General features: G+C 45.0%; 16 protein-coding genes. 4 read left to right on the top strand and 12 right to left on the bottom strand.

Annotation, left to right across the window (positions count from 1 at the left end):
* Positions 1 to 203 precede the first annotated feature (203 nt).
* From A7985_RS12580 to A7985_RS12575, 3 genes are all read right to left on the bottom strand, one after another.
* On the bottom strand, positions 204 to 752 hold the full coding sequence (locus tag A7985_RS12580) for a hypothetical protein (protein ID WP_065790806.1): 549 nt from the start codon (positions 750 to 752) through the stop codon (positions 204 to 206).
* Between the two features lie 89 nt (positions 753 to 841).
* Positions 842 to 970: a hypothetical protein gene (locus A7985_RS26920; RefSeq protein WP_256096752.1), complete on the bottom strand. Its 129-nt coding sequence runs from the start codon at positions 968 to 970 to the stop codon at positions 842 to 844.
* Between the two features lie 71 nt (positions 971 to 1041).
* On the bottom strand, positions 1042 to 1341 hold the full coding sequence (locus A7985_RS12575; RefSeq protein WP_065790805.1) for a helix-turn-helix domain-containing protein: 300 nt from the start codon (positions 1339 to 1341) through the stop codon (positions 1042 to 1044).
* Positions 1342 to 1451: 110 nt separating this feature from the next.
* Between A7985_RS12575 and A7985_RS12570 the strand changes: the two genes are divergently transcribed.
* From A7985_RS12570 to A7985_RS12555, 4 genes are all read left to right on the top strand, one after another.
* On the top strand, positions 1452 to 1949 hold the full coding sequence (locus A7985_RS12570; protein WP_065790804.1) for a hypothetical protein: 498 nt from the start codon (positions 1452 to 1454) through the stop codon (positions 1947 to 1949).
* A 100-nt stretch (positions 1950 to 2049) separates the two neighbouring features.
* Positions 2050 to 2292: a hypothetical protein gene (locus tag A7985_RS12565; RefSeq protein WP_063378036.1), complete on the top strand. Its 243-nt coding sequence runs from the start codon at positions 2050 to 2052 to the stop codon at positions 2290 to 2292.
* A gap of 45 nt (positions 2293 to 2337) precedes the next feature.
* Positions 2338 to 2778, top strand: a complete 441-nt coding sequence (locus A7985_RS12560; protein WP_065790803.1) for a hypothetical protein — start codon at positions 2338 to 2340, stop codon at positions 2776 to 2778.
* A 560-nt stretch (positions 2779 to 3338) separates the two neighbouring features.
* Positions 3339 to 4250 carry a helix-turn-helix transcriptional regulator gene (locus A7985_RS12555; RefSeq protein WP_065790802.1) on the top strand — a complete coding sequence of 304 codons (912 nt, stop codon included), beginning with the start codon at positions 3339 to 3341 and terminating at the stop codon, positions 4248 to 4250.
* A 117-nt stretch (positions 4251 to 4367) separates the two neighbouring features.
* On the opposite strand, the gene A7985_RS12550 is transcribed toward A7985_RS12555, so the two are convergent.
* The 9 genes from A7985_RS12550 to A7985_RS12510 all read right to left on the bottom strand — a co-directional run bounded on the left by A7985_RS12550 (position 4368) and on the right by A7985_RS12510 (position 18317).
* Positions 4368 to 6245 carry a hypothetical protein gene (locus A7985_RS12550; protein ID WP_065790801.1) on the bottom strand — a complete coding sequence of 626 codons (1878 nt, stop codon included), beginning with the start codon at positions 6243 to 6245 and terminating at the stop codon, positions 4368 to 4370.
* A complete protein-coding gene (locus tag A7985_RS12545; RefSeq protein ID WP_065790800.1) occupies positions 6242 to 7378 on the bottom strand; it encodes an NAD(P)H-binding protein in 1137 nt (378 codons plus the stop codon). Before A7985_RS12545 ends, A7985_RS12550 begins: the two co-directional genes overlap by 4 nt.
* A 99-nt stretch (positions 7379 to 7477) precedes the next feature.
* Entirely contained in the window at positions 7478 to 9625 is a 2148-nt protein-coding gene (locus A7985_RS12540; RefSeq protein ID WP_065790799.1) for a TonB-dependent receptor, read from the bottom strand.
* Between the two features lie 271 nt (positions 9626 to 9896).
* Complete coding sequence (locus A7985_RS12535; protein ID WP_065790798.1) at positions 9897 to 13511, bottom strand: hypothetical protein; 3615 nt, start codon at positions 13509 to 13511, stop codon at positions 9897 to 9899.
* A gap of 9 nt (positions 13512 to 13520) precedes the next feature.
* Positions 13521 to 14396 (bottom strand): ABC transporter ATP-binding protein, encoded by an 876-nt coding sequence (locus tag A7985_RS12530; protein WP_065790797.1) that lies wholly within the window; start codon positions 14394 to 14396, stop codon positions 13521 to 13523.
* 23 nt (positions 14397 to 14419) lie between these two features.
* Entirely contained in the window at positions 14420 to 15250 is an 831-nt protein-coding gene (locus A7985_RS12525; RefSeq protein ID WP_065790796.1) for an ABC transporter ATP-binding protein, read from the bottom strand.
* Between the two features lie 8 nt (positions 15251 to 15258).
* On the bottom strand, positions 15259 to 16332 hold the full coding sequence (locus A7985_RS12520) for a FecCD family ABC transporter permease (RefSeq protein ID WP_211033808.1): 1074 nt from the start codon (positions 16330 to 16332) through the stop codon (positions 15259 to 15261).
* Positions 16329 to 17339: a FecCD family ABC transporter permease gene (locus A7985_RS12515; RefSeq protein WP_081310548.1), complete on the bottom strand. Its 1011-nt coding sequence runs from the start codon at positions 17337 to 17339 to the stop codon at positions 16329 to 16331. Before A7985_RS12515 ends, A7985_RS12520 begins: the two co-directional genes overlap by 4 nt.
* A 21-nt stretch (positions 17340 to 17360) precedes the next feature.
* Positions 17361 to 18317 carry an ABC transporter substrate-binding protein gene (locus tag A7985_RS12510; protein WP_065790794.1) on the bottom strand — a complete coding sequence of 319 codons (957 nt, stop codon included), beginning with the start codon at positions 18315 to 18317 and terminating at the stop codon, positions 17361 to 17363.
* Positions 18318 to 18501: the final 184 nt, after the last annotated feature.

The raw sequence follows: 18501 nt of genomic DNA, 5'->3' as shown, positions 1-18501 counted from the left end.
TTTTAAAGGCTGCGGATTTTCTCAGATACGAACTTGCTTGTCACCAAAATTATCACTATTAAACGTACTTTATCAATAAAATGATATTATTCATAAAATCGGGATTGAACTTGATAAGGACTTAAGATGTAGGTACTCGGGCTAAAAGTGACGACTATTTTTTTAAGTAGGTAGGTATGCAGTCCATAATGACCTAAATTGGCTTATCGGGTCCTATATGTTTTGAGTTTTGTCGTATCGATTTCTACTGCAAACAACATAGAAGCAATTAATGCACAAATTGAAGCACGAATGGAAAACGCCAAAATTTCGTAGTTGTCGTAAATCAGGGTGAGCTTCGTCAATGCGCTAAAAAATGTGCCTTGAAAGCCAAGATCGACAGCATTTCTGATGATATTTTCAATAAACATCAACGTCATTAAAATACAGGATAAAAATAGCGATAGGGCTATTAGGCCCTCTGCATATGTAGGAGCAACGGTCTTGTCGCAGCGGAAAAGCTTTTGCAGCAACCGAATGCGCAATAATATAAGTAGACAGGTTAACGCGAAAAGAATCAGTTGTGTGCCATAGACTATGGAGCCTAGCCAAATCATCGGCAGTGTGTCTGACTCGAGTGGTATCACATAGTTAAATGCAACCAGCTCTAGTATGGACATCACTAATATTAATATCGTGATTGAAACGGCGTTGATGTTATCTTTTCTGTATAGCAAGACTCCACAACAGGAGATCATTGTGACAAATGACATCAACATCCAGTCATAAGTGGATACAAAGATGAGTATAAGTGTCAGGCATATCACACTGACGATACCAAATATGCTCATAATTGTTAGGTTTAGTTAGCCTGATTGTCAGATTTTGGAGGTTGTGACGGTTTAGAAGTTGGCCTTTTCGTTTTATACCCAGCAGCAACTCGACGGCAGACACTCGGAGGTAAATTAGTCATTTTTGATGAACTACTCATAACTGCTCCCTTTTGTATGCAACGATTATTGAGTTTTTGGGCTGGTTAGTGCTTAGGTCGTAAAATATTTCTTATTTTTGATGTTTGAGCTTATTCACTTTGCGATAACGATGCAGGTTGTTTTCCACGACTAATGTCCGTAAAGTTTTAAGTTGCTCTTCAATAGCGCTGAGGTCAAAGCGGCAAGCTAAAGACCATTTTAAATAGTCTTTGTACTTGATGTCGCTTACGCCATTCTCATAGTTAATGATTGTTGCCTCACTCGTACCGAGCACTTCTGCCATTTCCCTTTGAGTCTTGTTTGCAGCAAGTCGCATCACTTTCAAATCACTTAAGCTTTGCTCATCATGTTGCCTAACAATTTTATTCAATGTCTTTCCCTAAAAGTCAAAATGTTTACTAATCTAAAGATTTTTTGATGTTTAAGCATTTATTATAAAAATGTTAACGTATGTAAATACTATATAAGGAGTGGAAGTAAATGACAAGGATAGAACATGATATTAAATTGACAATTAAGTTTAAGTTAAATATCGAACAACGGATCCAAAATCAGGTTACGTCTGACTTAGTTTCCCTGTCGGTGCCGGTGAACTATCCGGTGGTAAAATATCAGGCCTTATATAACAAAAGACCGCCAATTTGGGTGATCTATGCACAAATTGGCGAGTATGAAATCCGTAGGCTTAATGAACTGCGACAGCAAATACACCCAGCACTGTCCTCTTGGGCAATGAACAAAGTGCATGAGCAGGGTGTTGTTTTGGTTTGTATTACGCTAAAAGGCATAGGCAATAAATGTAATAGTGGGTTCTTGATGAGTTGGAGTGAGTTACTGTATGGCATCGATATATACGAAGCTCAAAGTCGTGTGCAGTCGGATTTTGGTGTCGCGGATCAGCTAATTGATACCCTCAGTGGTGTCGATTCGTCGATAAAAGCCCTAGTAAAATCCCAGAATTTTGACCGAATGGCCTAATTTACCGAAGGTTGACCTTATGGCTGACTGTATTTTCATTTGCACGTCCTAAAAATCTCCACTACAATCGGATAAAACTTGGATATTTTTTGGAGATACTATGGCTGATGCAAAGAAAACAGAGGTAAGATTTTCGGTTGATGCAGATTATTTAGCTGCACTACAAAGTAGACTGGGGTTAAAAAAGTCCAGTGACTTAACGAAAGTTGCCTTAACTTTGCTAGATTGGGCATCGGATGAAGTGGTACATGATAGAACGATTTTGTCGGCGAATAAGCAGGGCAAAGATATTCATAGACTTGTAATGCCGGAGCTTAATAATATTTCCAAGCCAAATATCTAAAAACTATCTCTCAGAATAATTAAGAAGAACAAAGAGTATAAGACCATGTCATTGCGTGCACAGGACAGCACACTTTCAGAATCAATGCAAAACGCAACAAGCGAGCCTTGGCAAGATATCGATTTAGCCTCAGCGCAAGACTCCACACCTCAAGCTGCGCCTGTATCAGAGCCTTTGACCGGAAAAGAAAAAGCGGGTGTTAATTTGACATGGGGTATCATCTGCATACTGATCGGCTTTTTGCTGGTCATTTTGAGCATTTTCATTTGGGGCGAATATCAATTTTTCATGTCCATGCAGGAAGTCAAACTCGGGGGCTATGAAGCCGATAAAACAGTGAGTTTATTTACTGAATTAGCGCAACAAAGAAGTGAGTTTAGGGCATTTTGGTTTGATACTTTGCAGCTTATTTTACTTAACGTGCTATTCCCAACCTTAACCGCCTTGTTGGGTTATGTGTTTGGTACCAGTAGGAACGTCAGTTAGGGCTGTTGACTGCGGCTCAATTCATGAGGGTTATTTAGATTGGCTTTATCATATAGCCAGAATAAAAGATGACCCTCTCAATTTAAACGACCAAAATAGTCTTTTCTTAACTCACCATAAAAAAATTCATAATATAAGCCATTCTTCTGATTGCATAATTGCGTTTTTGGCAGCTTTTTAATTTATTCCACAACTAAACTTGTTTAGATATAAATTCGTCTTGAAGCAGTTGAATTTATATGATGTTATATTGTATCAATTATAGTGATAAGCATGACTAGTTGATTCTAAAGTTGCGATGTGATGAATAATTTGAGCGCAACTTGTTACCAATACTCAGCAATCGTGGCATATTTGGGCGATATAAATATGAACAATTATTGTACGCTCCAATGTAAATGAAAATTATTATCATTGGTATGTGTGTTGTGATATAGTATCGCGTGTAGTGGTTCTGGGTAATATAAATAATCTTCGAAAGGGTGTTTTTGACTGATTTTCGAAGGTGTTTAGAACAGATATGTCAGGGTGATACGGCGAAGGATAGATAAGGTTTTAAAATGACTTTTTGCAGTGACATTGAAATAAACATAGCAAGTGAACAACAGCAAAATGAGAGCACGGTTGGCCATAACTTTGTACAATTAATGCCTGGCCTTTCTGTTAGTTTGTCAACAGCACAAGATATGGGGGCTGCAGATACCAAACATGTATTTCCCGGTGACGATCAATATATTCACTTAAACAGTGTCCTCTCCGGAAAATTTGAAGCGACGGTAGGCAACCAGCTTTTACAATGTGGTTGTGGCGACTTCAATATTGGTTTCTCTGGTGGAGAAAACTTCTGTGCTTATCACAGCAATGATTTTAGTAACCTTGAAATCATGATAAAACCAGAGGTGCTCACTGAGTTAGCTGGCGAAGAGCTCAGTGGAATCGATATCGGTAAAAGCATGTCTTTTTTTGTTAAGCAAAGCGGTCCTAGCCGCAAAGTCAGTGCATGTGCGAACCGCATTCAAAAGTTGATCAGAGAGCAAGAAACTAAGCCACTGTTACTTCACTCGGCCACCCTAGATTATTTGTATTGGCATTTGACCGCACTAAAATCTGTGGATACTGGCAATCAACTCCCGCTTCGAGAAAAAAAGCAGCTTATTGCTGCACGAGATTTTTTATTGTCCGATCTAAGCTGCCCGCCAACAATTTCAGATGTGGCAAAAGCTGTCGGGTTGAACCAATGTAAACTCAAAAAAGGGTTCAAGGCGCTTTTTAATAATACCGTTTATGGTTGCTTCCAAGAGGAAAGAATGCACAAAGCCATGAATTTGCTAAAAGACAATAATGTAACTGAAACAGCGATTTCTTTGGGTTACAGCAATGTGAGTCACTTTAGTGTGGCTTTTAGAAAGCAATTTGGTGTTCTGCCCAAAGAAGCGCGACTTAATTTGGCCCCCACGATTGTGGGAAATTGATATTTATATCTGAAATTGGCAACACGCTTTGCCAGATTCATCTCCAGCCGAAAAATACCGAGCGGTATACTAGTAAGCACAAGTGAGCCATTTTCTCACTTGTGCTTTGCTTTTTCGTTAGCTAACCGCTCGCAGCTTGTTCGCCTTGACCAACAGAATTTCGGCTTCACCTTCTTCTTTGATATTAAAAGTGATATCTAAGTTACTCCGATTAGCCAAAAAGGTGAGTGCTTCTTGTTCCATTTCTCTTACCATATTGGCAAGCTCAGGGCAGTCAAGCTCTTTAAACATCGCAGCATACGCGCAGTCAGAAATTGTAATCGTGACTTTCTGAGGGCCTTCTTGTGACTCCGTGAGCGTAAATAACCCCAATTTTGCATAATTGCGTAGCCAAGTCAGCCAGTACTGCAAAATCGCCTCTTCTTTATCATCAAAGATAGTGAAAGACTCAGGGTTAGGCCACAACCAGCGCATTTCCATTTTACCCGTTTCCAAAAACATTGCGCGATATAGCTGGTAGGCCTTTTCCTTACCAAGGAGCGTTCTCGCGTTGCCGTATCCAGAGGTAAACATACTCATATCTTTGGTTATGGACTTCCAAACGTCGTGATATTCGCCCTGATGTTTGTCTCGCCAATGTTGTAAACGCTTGCCGTCGCGGCTCCACGCAAATAGCGTAGAGATGACAAACTTTGTAAAGCTAAACGTGTTAGTGGCCTCTTTAAGGGCATGCCAGATCTCAGATTTATAGAGATACTCTTGCTGCCGTTTCGCCATTTTGGGGTGTTGTTTGGTAACGGTATACCAATTTAGCCCGAGGTTTCTAAGGCTGGAGGGATCTGAAGAGACACTATCTACCCAACCAAACTCCTGATCAGCTTGATGAATGTTTTGCTCATCGGCAGATCTCGCAGTTACGCCGTATTGCGCAAGTGTTTGAAGCATGATCTGGCGTGTACCATAGGGTAAATGTTCGATTGCTTTTACACCGTAATTTGCCGCAAACACATTATTCAACCAGCTTTCTACTGCCACACACGCCATTTTCGCTGTGAGCTCATAAGAAGAAACGACCCCATGTAATATGAGCCCTGCACGTGGATCGTTGTCGGGGTATACCCAGAGGCACGTATCCGGATCTGAGTCTTTTTTAGTTTTAAGCTTTTGACCATTGTTAAAAAACATATTGGAGAAAAACTCATTCTTACGCTCTCCAAGACGATACTTGCTCATAAACTTAGCAAATCCAAGCGTGAGATGTTGGATATGATAGCGACTATCGAGGTGCTTAATATCTAAATCTTCAGCTACGTATTCACTGCTAAGGCCCGCAACTTCGGGCGTGGCAAATGGAATAAGGTCGACTGGTTTTTGTAGTGCTGGAAAATCAAATTGATGCTGGTCGTCTTGCCAAGGTGTATCAATTTGCTGGCGAGCGCCATCTCGCCAGCATGCAAGTTGATTGGTAAAACTGGCTAAAATAGCTTGTGGGCTTGTTTCACCTCCGCCATATGCTGCACCCATGTACAGTCGACACTGATAGTGACCTTGAGGTGATGCTTTTTGATGTGCAAGCTCTGTCAGTAACAAAGTTGAGATACCCGGTGAAAATCCCATACCCGTGAGTAGTAGCCGTTTTTGGGACTGTGCCTGTTTATGCAAAGTAAACACTTGATCAGCGGCATGCAAACTATCGTTGATATCTATAGCATCAATGTTGGCTTCTAAACACAGCTGGTGTGCGATCATTGCAAATTTGTCCATCGGGCCGAGCGCAATGACTGCTAAATCGAACCGCGCGAGCGTCTTTACACTGTGGCCTTTGTCGGTGATGTCAAAGGGCACGTGTTCAATATGCGTTGGCAAAACACCGGCTTTGGGCGCGCGTCTTGCACCGCAGCAAATCTTTAGCTCAGGGTGACGGGTTGAGAGCAATTGAATGATCCGTCTTCCGGACTCTCCAGTGCCGCCTAAAACGATAACTTCTTTACTCATGCTGCCTCCGGATTCGCTGTTATTTCAGCGTTTGTAAGAGAAAGACCTGCGACTACACCCGCTAGCTCTAAGTCGCGGATAAAGTCACTTGGGTCAACGGCTTCATGTAACATCATGGGGCCAACTTTGTTGATCTGCTTGTTTAGCAATTGTTTGGCCGTAATGCCAATGATGAACCCAGTGGCTTGGTAGGTGTCTTCTAAAATAATTTGGCCGCGTTGTATGCTGCCGTCAGTGCATTCAATTTGCGCATCGACACCATAAACAGGGTCCAGTTTTCGCATATCTTTGGCGGAAGCTTTTGTCAACCAGCGAGCGGCGCGAGCGATACTTTTAGGGTTTTTATACATTTTAAAAATTTTGGCAACCATGCAAACAAACATTGCGCGGGGGCCTAAGTTTGCACCATACACCTTCGCTGTATTTATGCCTTTTTCATTTGCAAGTTGAACTATTTCCTCAGCATAGATAAGCATGGTTGACGCCGTTCCTATGGGCTTAGGAAAGTGTGCTTTGGTGCCTGCCTTGGAGAACTTTTCTGATTTAATTTGGTTATCTTCTAAATAACAAAATCCACGCTCGTGACCAAAGTCGCCGAGTCCATGAATAATGTCCCATGCAGAGTTGTAACTCCATGCATCGCGGCCAACATACTGCACATCCAATGACTTTATGGGCTTGCCCTCACTGGTTTGTTGGATGAGATAGGCGGGGAATACACCAGAGAGACCTGGCAGTAAACCGACATTGATAATCAATGGCACTTCGCTGGTTTTGCGTCTCTCATGGGCGTGCAACGACTCATAAACGGGGTCGTAGCCGCCTGCATCTATGATTGGTACATTGGCTGCTTTACACGCCAAAACAATTTGGTCACCGATGATACCTGATGGACCGACGCACGCGACGACCAGATCGATGCCAGCTAAATGGGCTTTTAGATCGTCGGTATTTTGGGCGTCTAATTGCACTGTGCTTATACGGTCTTGGTATTGCAAAATTGCACTGGGCAATGAGGCTTTTCTACGCGAGGCGAATGTGAGCGTTGCTTCGGTATGCTGGAGCAGGTATTCTGCTGCTTTTAAGCCTACTTGACCAGTACCACCGAGCAATAACACGGATTGAGATTGCATGGTAACTCCCTTATTAAGCGTATCAACGCATTGATATAGTGTTTTTGTAACGCAAAAAGTGGCGCAACACAGTTGCACCACCGATTACGATTCATCGATTTAGAAATTAGTGCCTACTGTGAGGCCGATGGTTCTTGGGTTACCCGCTTCAGCAGTCACACCAAAACCAAAATTAAATTCAACTTTTGAGTAATATTCATCGAGTGCATTTTTCACCCAAAGGTGCGCGTACCAATTGTCGGTCTCAAGGCCCACTTTTGCGTTCAGTAGGTGATAGGCCGATTGCTTCATTCGGTTGCCCGCATCGAAGTAATGCTCTCCCATGTAAATGTTTTCTAGTTGCGTGAACAGGGTGTAGTCGCTGTTTAACTCAGTACGATTGCTGATTGATAAGTTTGCACTGAGCTTTGGCGTGTTAGGCAGGCGATTATCAGCGTAATCCTCCACCACGCCCGTAGCGAAATTCAAACTTTCGTATTCACTATAAGTCGCATCTACATAGCTACTTGAGAAGCCAATGGTCCAGTCAGGGTGAGGTTGGTAGCGAGATTCGAATTCGATACCACGACTGGCGCTTTTACCTGCATTGTCGGTGATCACAGTCGTATTTTCTAACATCTGCTGAACTTGCTGATCGTCTAAAGATATATAGAATGCCGTGACCGAGAAGTTCAGTTGGTTATCCAGTGCTAACGCCTTATAGGCGATTTCATAGTTATTACTGTATTCAGGCTCAAAGCTTGGTTTACTTAAGTTTGGATACAGGGTGTCAAAACCGCCAGCTCGATAACCTTTACTCCAAGAGGCATAAATGAGGTCATCGCTGCCTGTTTGATATGAAAGCGCTAGCTTTGGCAGTACTTCACTGAATTTTTTCTCGCCATCATACTGAGCTGTGACCCCAGTTGATTGAGAGTTAATGTTAATGTCAGCTTCACGTTGTTCTTTGTGGTAACGCAGACCTGCAATGACAGTGATGTCTTCGGTGATTGCATAATCAACTTGTCCGAATGCCGCCCAAGCTTGATCGTCTTTAACTGTGATTGAGCGGTCAACCATAGGACCACTACCTGGATACATCGCGGCAAAATTTAAATCATTTCTGGTTGTATTGTGGGTATTAGCTTGATACGCGTATACGCCTACTAGCCAATGATAATCATCAGTGTTTTTTGAGCTCCAGCGCATTTCATGGGAGAGCTGATCAAACTTTTCAGTAGAGTTACTGTGGAACTGGTACCCAGCATTGTGCCCCGTATCTTGGTCGGCAGTGTTGAAGTTGTCCCAATCACGCCAGCTTGTGATTGAGATAAAGTCCATGTTTTCGCCAGCGTAATCAAGCGTGACTGACGCGCCAAGCGCATCTCGGTCATCGACGCCTTCAAAGTCGTGCTCCACTTGATCTGGGTTTGCTTTGATTTTCTCAATAAGACCCATCGCGTATGAGTCGCCGCGAAAACGCTCATAATCGACAACGAAGTTGGCTTCGAGGTTATCCGTTGCGACCCAACGTAATTTCGTTCTTGCACTGATATCATCGCGAGCACCAAAATCTTTGTTGAGGTATGTATTCTCAATGTGGCCATCTGCATTGTGCGCGGATACTGACACACCAAGGAACAGATTTTCGTCATTAAGCGGCGTATTGACGCCTAATCGAACTCGCTTGGAGCCTAAGTTATCTCCCGAAAACGTGCCCGAGAACTCTTGTACTTCATCAGGTTGTTTGGTGATTATATTAATCACACCTGCAAGCGAATTTCCCCCATAAAGTGTACCTTGTGGGCCTCGTAAGACTTCAACGCGTTCGATGTCTACGAGGTCTAAATCAAAAATGCTGTTGCTACTGTAATTCACACCGTCAACGTAGAAACCGATGGTTGGCTCGGTAAATAGTCCAGGTCCAATGCCTCGAATAAAAACGTTACTGTCTCTTCTGCCGCCCCAACTGTATACGTGTAAACTCGGGATCTCATGGCCCAATTCCGTAATCGAATAGACTTCTGAATCCGCCAACTCTTGACCGAAAATAGCAGTAACGCTAGAGGCTACCTCCATGATGTTAGCTGTGCGCTTTTCAGAGGTGACCTCAATGCGCTCTAAATCGATCTGTGCAGCTTGTTCATCAGCATACACGGAAGACGTGGCACCTAAGCTAAGTGCAAGCAATGCACGTGATACGTGACGGCTGAGTGTGGAAAGCGAGTGACCAGAATTGGCAGCAGGTGTCAGCTTGTAGCGAGACATATTCAGTGAGCTCCTAATAACAACGAGTAGTAGAGTAGTTGGGCGCTATGTATTGCTGCATCAGAAACTGATTACTGTGGTTTCTGTGTATGCAGCAGCCTTATGGCGGGCCCTATTTTTATTGCCCGTTATTGTGTGAGTAAGGGTATTTGGTCACTACCCGAAAAGGGTCAATACCCCCTCTATGCGGGTTTTTTTAAGGGGAAGTTGGTCGTAAGGAAATGGCTACTGCGATAAACGTATCTGCCAGTAGCCATTTTGTAAAGGGGGATTACAGTTGTCGTACGTTATCGCTGTATGCGATATCGACAAACGCGCCATTTTCGTTAATGAACAGCTTATTTGGGAGCTTTGGTAAAAACATCCTCAACTCGGCTTTGCCGTTATTGAAATACACCTCGCGAACATGGGGGGAGGCTTCATCACTCGGCTCGAAATGCAAGTTGATTGTGGCTGCGCCAGAATAGGGCACACGAGATGCACCATCTGCACTTTGCTCGATCCTCACCGCTTTGAGCTCTGCAACTAAACTGAAGTAATTGTCATCAAGCTGCTCAACTTGAACGTTTCGAACCGTAAAGTCGTGAAGGACCACTTGCTGATACAAAGCTTGAAGTTGCGTCTTGTGCTTGGGACTTTGCACCGAGCGCATTAATTGCTTAAAAAACAGCGGCGCAGAGAGAAATTGTTGACCAAGTTGGTCTTCATAGTGGGTCAGCACTGCTTTTATCACTTGACGAAACTTTGTATCACCGATGAGCTGAGATGCTGCGTATACCGCGAGTTGAGACTTGCTGGCGGCGTAAGGCTGCTGAGTTAACGTCAATGCGCTTTTCTCAATGCTTGATTCTTTGGTACGCTCAAGCAAATACTCATCTGTGATGATGGCGAGTAGTTGTTGCTTTGCTTCACTGTTTAGCTTCGCTTTCGTTAAAGCAAACCAAGTTGGAACGCCCTGTGATAGTAAAGGGTATCCTTCAGTGTTGGCGATGGCGACAGTTTGCCACCAAACTTGCGCGACCAAATGGTGTAAGTTGTACCCTAACCAATCAACCTCGGGAGGTTGCTGATAGTTGTGTTGCCATGCTGACATCTCTGGGATTAGGATTAAGTTTGCACTGACAGTTTGCCCCCCCATACCCTGTGGCACAGCTGCAATTTTTAAACTGTCGTAAGGATAAGTGCCAAAAACAGCTTCACCTTGTTCTAACGCATGCGTAGCACTTTGCAGCATTGCATCCAGTACCGCGTGATTGGCAGTAACATAGTACAATTCGATAATGACTTCTTTTTGGTTGTGTTTACTAACCCATGTAGCGCGTTTCATTTGGTACTGCGCACTGGCAATGGCTGGTTTCCAGTGGCTGGCTATAGCCATCTCGTAAATATAAGTGTGGCGTGATTGGCTTACCTGATGATTAATCAGCTCTCCTGGCGCAACCACAACTTGATCAATCGGCGCTTCGATTGAAAGTTTATAAGTCATCAGATCTGCATCATTGCTCTGATAAACATCAGGCGTCTTTGATTGAGTGAAATAACGCGCTGCCAAAGTGGGCAGCTGGTATTTCTCTCGCAGTGCATTGTCTTGGATTATTTTATCGCGTTCAAAGCCAATCGCAGGCCAGAGTTCAGTGTTGATGTAACTGGCATCCTTGGTGATGTTCCCTTGGTATTGCGTAGCAACATTTTGATAGCCGTGATACTTCATTGATGCCGAGAGTGTAACTGCACTTTGTTGACTGGGCTGTTGAGGTTTATTAAGTGGCCATATTGAGACCTGATGTGTTGGGTCGTTAACTGTGGGTGTTAAAGCATGCCCATCTGCAGTGACTTTCTCAATAAACACGGATTCTTCGGTATTAATAAATAAATGTTCAATGTCAAGCTGGTGAGGATTCGTGAGTGTTAAGTGCGCAGTGTAATTCAGCGCACGAGCACTGGGGGCCAGTGATAATGTGATGTCCGCATGCTGAACTTTAGGTTGTGGCTGTGTCTCGTATTGGCGGTATCGATTTTCATAATCTGCTTGTTGCGCATACCCTTGTGCTTTAGTTTTAAATTGACCATTTACAATCATCTCGTCATAAACTGAATATGCCTGATAGGTAAACACCAAACTCGCCAGTACAAGAATAGACAGTGAGCGCGGCGCGACCTTTTGCGGTAGAGACCTCACTCTGTCCATAAATGGTGCGATCATACCTCTAGGCCACAACCAACTGATCAGTACTAACAAGACGCAGTAAAAACTGAGCCAATAGACCATGATATTTAGATCTCTCACGATAAACTGCTCAGTCGAAGCAAGCTCTGACAATTGTGCTATTGATGGCCAAGCCCATAAATACATGAAGTTTTCGATTGCGTGAGTTTCATTGAAAATAGCTGGTGAAATACACAGCATAACGGCGATAACCTGTGCGGCAATTTTTGACTGAACCAGCCCGTAACTGATGATGGCAATAAACACATACGCCAGCATTAACGGCAATAACACTAACCCGCTCAAGTGAAGTAAACTTTGCCAATCTGGGTCGGTAAAACCTTGCAACAATTGTGAGCCCAACAGACCAGAAACTGGAACCAACGTCAGTGTGCATGCAACTATTACAGCACACACGATATGACTCAGTGGCGCTTGCCAATCAGGGGCTGGGCAGACTGCGACGAGCTGAGCAGTATTGAGCTGATGATCTTTGTGACATTGGTCTACGACAAAGAACGAGGCCGCCAACATGGTGAAGATCAAGCTTGGATAAATTAACACCGGAAGGAGCGTGTGCGTTTTTGGCAGGACTGCTGCACTGCCTTCAATACCCGGTAAGCGGTAGCTTAATCCCGCAATAATTAGCATCAGCGATAAGGTCAGCATCGAAAAGTAAAATGCTTTATTGGTCATAATTTGTCGCGCTTGCAAGTAACCTGCGTGGGCGCTGAACTTAATCCAATAGGCGACAGCATCGCTGGTAATGAGCGTAAGCGGAGTCAAGCTCAGCTTCCCTGAACGGTGCGTGTGTTGTTTTGTATTTGCTACTGGCTTGGTTACGGCACTTTGGCTATTGCTTGTCCTAAATTTAGCCAAATCAAATCGCCACCATGCAAATGCCAACAGGGAGATAGCCAAAGCCAAATAGAGCAGACGATTATAAAGCAGCGCGCCGTCTAAGCTCAAAAATTGCGTCACTCTTTGCTCTGCTGTCCAGTAGAATATCTGCCCTTCGACGGTGACCTTACCCAAAGGGTCAACAATTTGTAGCCAAGGAGCCTGTGGCGCGCCGTCGCCGAACAAGGCGGTGATCAAGACAAACATGCCTACGGCCATCATCATTGAGGCATACGCTGGTGTGGCGCGTCCAGTCAGCGCGGTGAGCGCAAACGGAATGGCTGTATAAACAATACATGAGGGGAGCACCCACAGCAGCAACGCATGCATAATATGTGGCCATGAAGTGGCAATAAAATCGCTGGCAGGGTAAAGCCCAAAGAGGTTCGATACGGTGGGCAGCGTCACCATCGCAATGGCAACTGAACTCATCACCAAAAATACAATACATAAGCACGCCAAGTACTTGCCAATAAAGTAATGTTTGCTTTTGATATCAAAGCTATACAGGTAGTCCGCAGTCTTTGAGTTGAGATCTCTCAGTAGCGTTGGGATCACTAAGGCGCTGCCAACCGTTGCGGCCCAAAACGTGTAATACATAAACAAATAGTAAATAGCATATGGTGAATTACGGGCAACTCGGCCGCTTTGCATCAGCGCGTCCCATTCACCGCCAAGCATCTCACGGTATCCCATGATGATCATCGCGACTAAGCAACCCCAAGTGGCAACAGAGCGCAAGCGATATTTAAGTTCGAACAAAAAGCTGGTTGAAAACATGCGTGCTCCTTAAACCGCAAGCTCTGGGACGTAACTGAAGTAAAAATCTTCAAGATCAGGAGTACTCTGTGTAAAGCTTGCTGCGGGTGCGGCCTCACTTTGAATCGTGGCTTGGATGTCACCTTTAACAATGCGCGTTGAAATCACCTTGTGAGATAGTCTAAGTTGGGCCAATTCGTCACGAGATACCGACTTGTGCCAAATTTGTCGCTCAATGGATGCGACGAGTTCATCTGGTTTGCCGCGCGCAAGTATACTGCCTCGGTTGAGGATACCCATATCGCTACAGAGGTTTGTCACATCGCCAACAATATGCGTTGACAGGATCACAATGGCGCTGTCAGTCAGTTGATGCAAAATACTGTAAAAGCGATTGCGCTCGGCAGGGTCCAGGCCCGCAGTCGGTTCGTCAACAATGATGACTTTTGGATTGGTGAGCAGGACTTGTGCAATACCAAAGCGCTGGCGCATCCCGCCAGAGTAGGTATCGACTGCTTTATGACAATGCTCTGTGAGGTTGACGAGCTCTAACAGCTCGTCAATTCTATTTTTGCGCTCCTTGGTGTTTTTTATGCCTTTTAAGCGGGCAAAGTAGTCCAACATATCTGTTGCAGAGGCATTGGCATAAACGCCAAAGTCTTGAGGCAAGTAGCCCAATTGGCGACGAAACTCAGTAGGGTTTGCAAAGATGTTTTGTCCATCAAAGCGTATTTCGCCACGGTCCGGCGTTTGCAGTGTGGCAATGGTGCGCATAATGCTACTTTTACCAGCACCGTTTGGACCAAGTAGGCCAAACATGCCTTTACCTATGGTTAAATTGACGGTTTTCAGTGCATGCACACCATTTGAATATGTTTTTGATACGTCGCGAATTTCTAATTCCATCTCACTAGCTTCTGTTGTTGATTTTAGATTGCTGCGCTGCGCAGTGGCACCGCTGAGTTAGGGGTTAACTGATTTTGGCTGTCTATGGGTAAACACAGTGGCTTGGTCGCATTACCATAACGCTGCGGCACTACGGAGACATCTATATTGAATAGTTGTTTGATGATTTGCTCAGTGACGACTTGTTGCGGTGTACCATCGGCGACAATTTGGCCATTTTTCAAAGCAATGATGCGATCACTAAACTGGCTGGCTTGATTAATATCATGCAGCACCATCACGATGGTTTTTCGCTCATGTACTTGTAATTGTTTTAAGAGATCGAGCAGTTGAAACTGATGCCCCAAGTCGAGGTAGGTGGTGGGTTCGTCCAGTAGCAAAATCTCAGACTGTTGTGCCAATGCCATGGCAAGCCAAGCGCGCTGTCGTTCACCTCCTGAGAGGTGCTCCAAAGGTTGATGCTGCAAATGTTCAAGCTGCGTTTTGCGCAGTGCCCACGTAATCGCACGTTGGTCAAGTTGCGATAAGGTGTTGAATAAGCCTAGATAAGGAAACCGGCCATGACCGACAAGTTGCCTGACTAACATGCCTCCGGGGGCTTGTGGGTTCTGGCCAAGCAAAGCGAGCGTTTTAGCTAGGGATTTAGGGCGCCATTTATGCAGTGGCTTTTGGCTTAGCAATACGTCGCCTTCGTTTGGTTTGGCTAGGCCACCGAGCAGTTTCAGCAGCGTTGACTTGCCACTGCCATTGGGGCCAACAATCGCGGTGATTTGATGACGCGAAATAGAAACCGACAAATCTTGTAGGATGGGCTTATGTTGATAACTTAACGAGACTTTATCTGCTTGTAACATGGCATATCCTAACTTTGACGGCGGATCAACAGGAGCAAGATGGGAATGCCCATCAAGGTGGTGAGTGTGCCTGTTGGGATCTCCAAAGGCGAGATAAGTGTGCGACTGGCGATATCGGCTGCGAGTGTGAGCGTTGCACCGGATAAAATACATACCACCATAAGGTGCGGCAGGCTAGCTCCAAGGCCAAAGCGGGCGAGTAACACCTTAGCAAAATGAGGCACAATGAGGCCTACAAATCCAAGCGGCCCAGTAACTGCGGTCGCGCTGGCAGCCAGCGAGACCGCGACAAATAAACTCACTAATCGCCAGCGTTTAACATTGAGGCCCAAGGCGTGCGCAGCTTCACTGTCTAATTGGAGTATGGCAAGCTGTCTGAGCAGTAAAAAGCAGCCGATGACGCCGACAAATGTCCACGGTAAAAGCAAATACAGTTGGCTAAAATCTCTGCCATACAAACTGCCAGCCAACCAAATGAGACTGGTTTCTGTGCGGTTTCCACCCCAAGCTAAAATTGCCCACATTACCAACGCGTTGAGTACAGCGCCTATGGCCACGCCGTTGAGTGCAAGCTGGTTGGGCTGAAGCTGTTGTTGCCAGCTAAGTTTTAATACTAAACCGGTTGCCAAAATCCCACCGAGTAGGGCGACGGTTGGTAGCCATACAAAGTCAAAGCGAGGTTCACTCAAATTGAGTATATGCAACTGGACATAGTCAACGGCCAGTAAGCACAACACAATGGCTAAGCTGGCGCCGCCGTTGACGCCCAATATGCTGGGATCTGCCAGTGGGTTGCGTATGACGGCCTGTAAAATTAGCCCTGCCAGCGCAAAATGAACACCAACAATCATTGCCAGCACAGAGCGCGGTAGACGCAATTGCCAGAGTATATCTGACTCACTCGTGTGCGATGTTGATGTGCTAAGTGCTAGCCAGATTTCATTGATTGAGAGGGGAACGGAGCCCATACACAACGCAGCAATAAAGAGACTTGAAAGTATGACTGTGAGCGCCATCACTAGCATGTAAAACGGCCAAACTTTGGTACTGTATGGCATATAAGAGGTCATAGTCTGGTTCACAATGAAGCCCTCTGGTATCGGGAACGGATCAACCATACGAGGCTTGGGCCGCCAAACAGCACACATAAAATGCCCACAGGGATCTCTTGATAGTTGGCCAATAGATCGGAGGCGCTAACAAGCACAGCGCCACTCAGTGCGCTGCCAAATAATACGTAGCGATACTCATAGGCTAAGTGTTTGGGCAACAAAGTGCGACAAATATGCGGCGCAACTAGCCCCACAAAAGCGATAGGCCCTGTCACTGAAACTGTGGCTGAGGTGAGTACGACGGCAACGGCCAGCGCTTGAACACGCCAACGTTTTACGTGTCCACCAATGCTTTTTATCACTGCGGTATCAAGCTGCAACACCGTTAATGGCCGTGCCAAAAATATACACAATACGAAACCAATTAGGGCGATGGGGGCCAGTAACGAGACATGCTGCCAAGTGCGATTGGCGACACTGCCCAGCAGCCAATAAAACAGGCCTCGCGTATCGGTGCTCACTGAAATTAACAGTAAAGTTGTTGCCGCTGCACAAAACAAAGAAATGCACAGACCCGACAAAATAAGGTTCACCGGCTCCAATTTTTGCTTCCAAGATAGCCACAATGTAATCGTCATGGCAACTGCTCCACCAAGGATACCCGCAAGAAAGTAATAATGGGCAGTTAAGCCTGTGAAGACGATAACCATGACAATGGCTAATGCTGCACCGGATGAGACGCCTACCAAGCTTGGGGAGGCGAGTTCGTTCTGGGTCACGGCTTGGATGATAGCACCGGATGTCCCCAGCGTAGCGCCTGCAATGATTGCCAATACTAATCGAGGCATTCTCAACTCCCAAACGACGAAGCTGGCAAGAGAGTCTGAAGGCGCAGTAAGCACCGACCATACCTCGTGCAGTGAGAGTTGGTAGTCACCAATAGACAGTGATAAAAGCAGGCTAAGCAGTAAAATACCTAGGCCCACCATACATAACCCTGTGGGCGATATCACTGTGCGAGAAACAACATCGTTCATAATCGATAATCTAAATCAGCGTTATAACTCACCAAACTGCATTGTTGTGGCACGTGCTTCTTTTATCAAAGTGGTGGGCGCAGAAAACTTATCCGGATGGAATAGGTGCGCCAACTCTTGCAATATTAAACTTCTCGCAATAGGGCCATGGGGCATGACGTAATGATCTGCAACTCGATAGGCGCGACCATTTTTAACGGCTTTTAGTTGCTGCCACACGGGGTGAGATTTGAATGGCCCCGGTTCCCCTTTGAAAGAAATAATCACATCAGGGTTGAGCTTTAACAAAGACTCCATCGAAATGGGCGCTGAATCAAACTTCTTTAAATTTGGCTGCGGTGAAGTACCCACACCATTTTTAGCGTTTAAGGTGTGCATCATTTGTACCGTGAAGTGGTGGTCAAAAAATGCGTAGGGAACATCCGACCAATGCCATAAAAATACCACTGACTGCGGTTTGAGCGGCTCCGATGCGTAACGTTTTAGCTGAGCATTAAATGACTGGTTAAGCTCTATCCCTTGTGCTGGTTTACCTAGCGCTTTGGTTGCAGATCGAATCGCACGGTCGGAGTCAGCTTTGGTGACCAAATCGTAGGCTAAAAAGGGGCCTATTTCCTCAAACTTACTGGCAAAGGGCTCGGTATAAGTGCGCAGTCCAATGGTGAGATCTGGTTTTAAAGCGGTTAATACTTCTAAGTTTGTCTCGTGAATTTCGCCAAGATCGACCATATGCTGTGTTTGGTCGCCAAGGTAGGGTGAGCGCTGGTGGTTGAGCGTTGAAATCCCAGCGGCTTGCATGCCAAGCGCGTTTAACAAGTCTGCACCAAATACAGAGACCGCAGCAACCTTATTTGGCGCTGAATTGATAGTGACCAGTTTGTTGCGATCATCTTTTACGGTTATTGGGAACTGGGCGTTAGCGCTGTGAGATAATAATGCGGATACAAATACACAGAAAAGCAAAATAAAGCGGCGCATTAGCGATTCCTTGCAAAAAATTTATGGAAGTAAACTGGCTTATTGTGCAGTGGTTATTTATTAAACACTACCCATATCGGGTTTCTTCTCCCCAAAAGAGATAATTTTTGCAAAGTAGGTGGGGTTTGAGGAGCTGCGAATACAGCTCCTTTTTTGAACAATTTCACCCCTTACAGGTCAATCG

It is taken from the genome of Pseudoalteromonas luteoviolacea (assembly GCF_001696455.1).
Classification (GTDB): domain Bacteria; phylum Pseudomonadota; class Gammaproteobacteria; order Enterobacterales; family Alteromonadaceae; genus Pseudoalteromonas; species Pseudoalteromonas luteoviolacea_C.
Note: the sequence above shows the minus strand (reverse complement) of the source record. Positions and strands in the feature narration are given on the sequence as shown.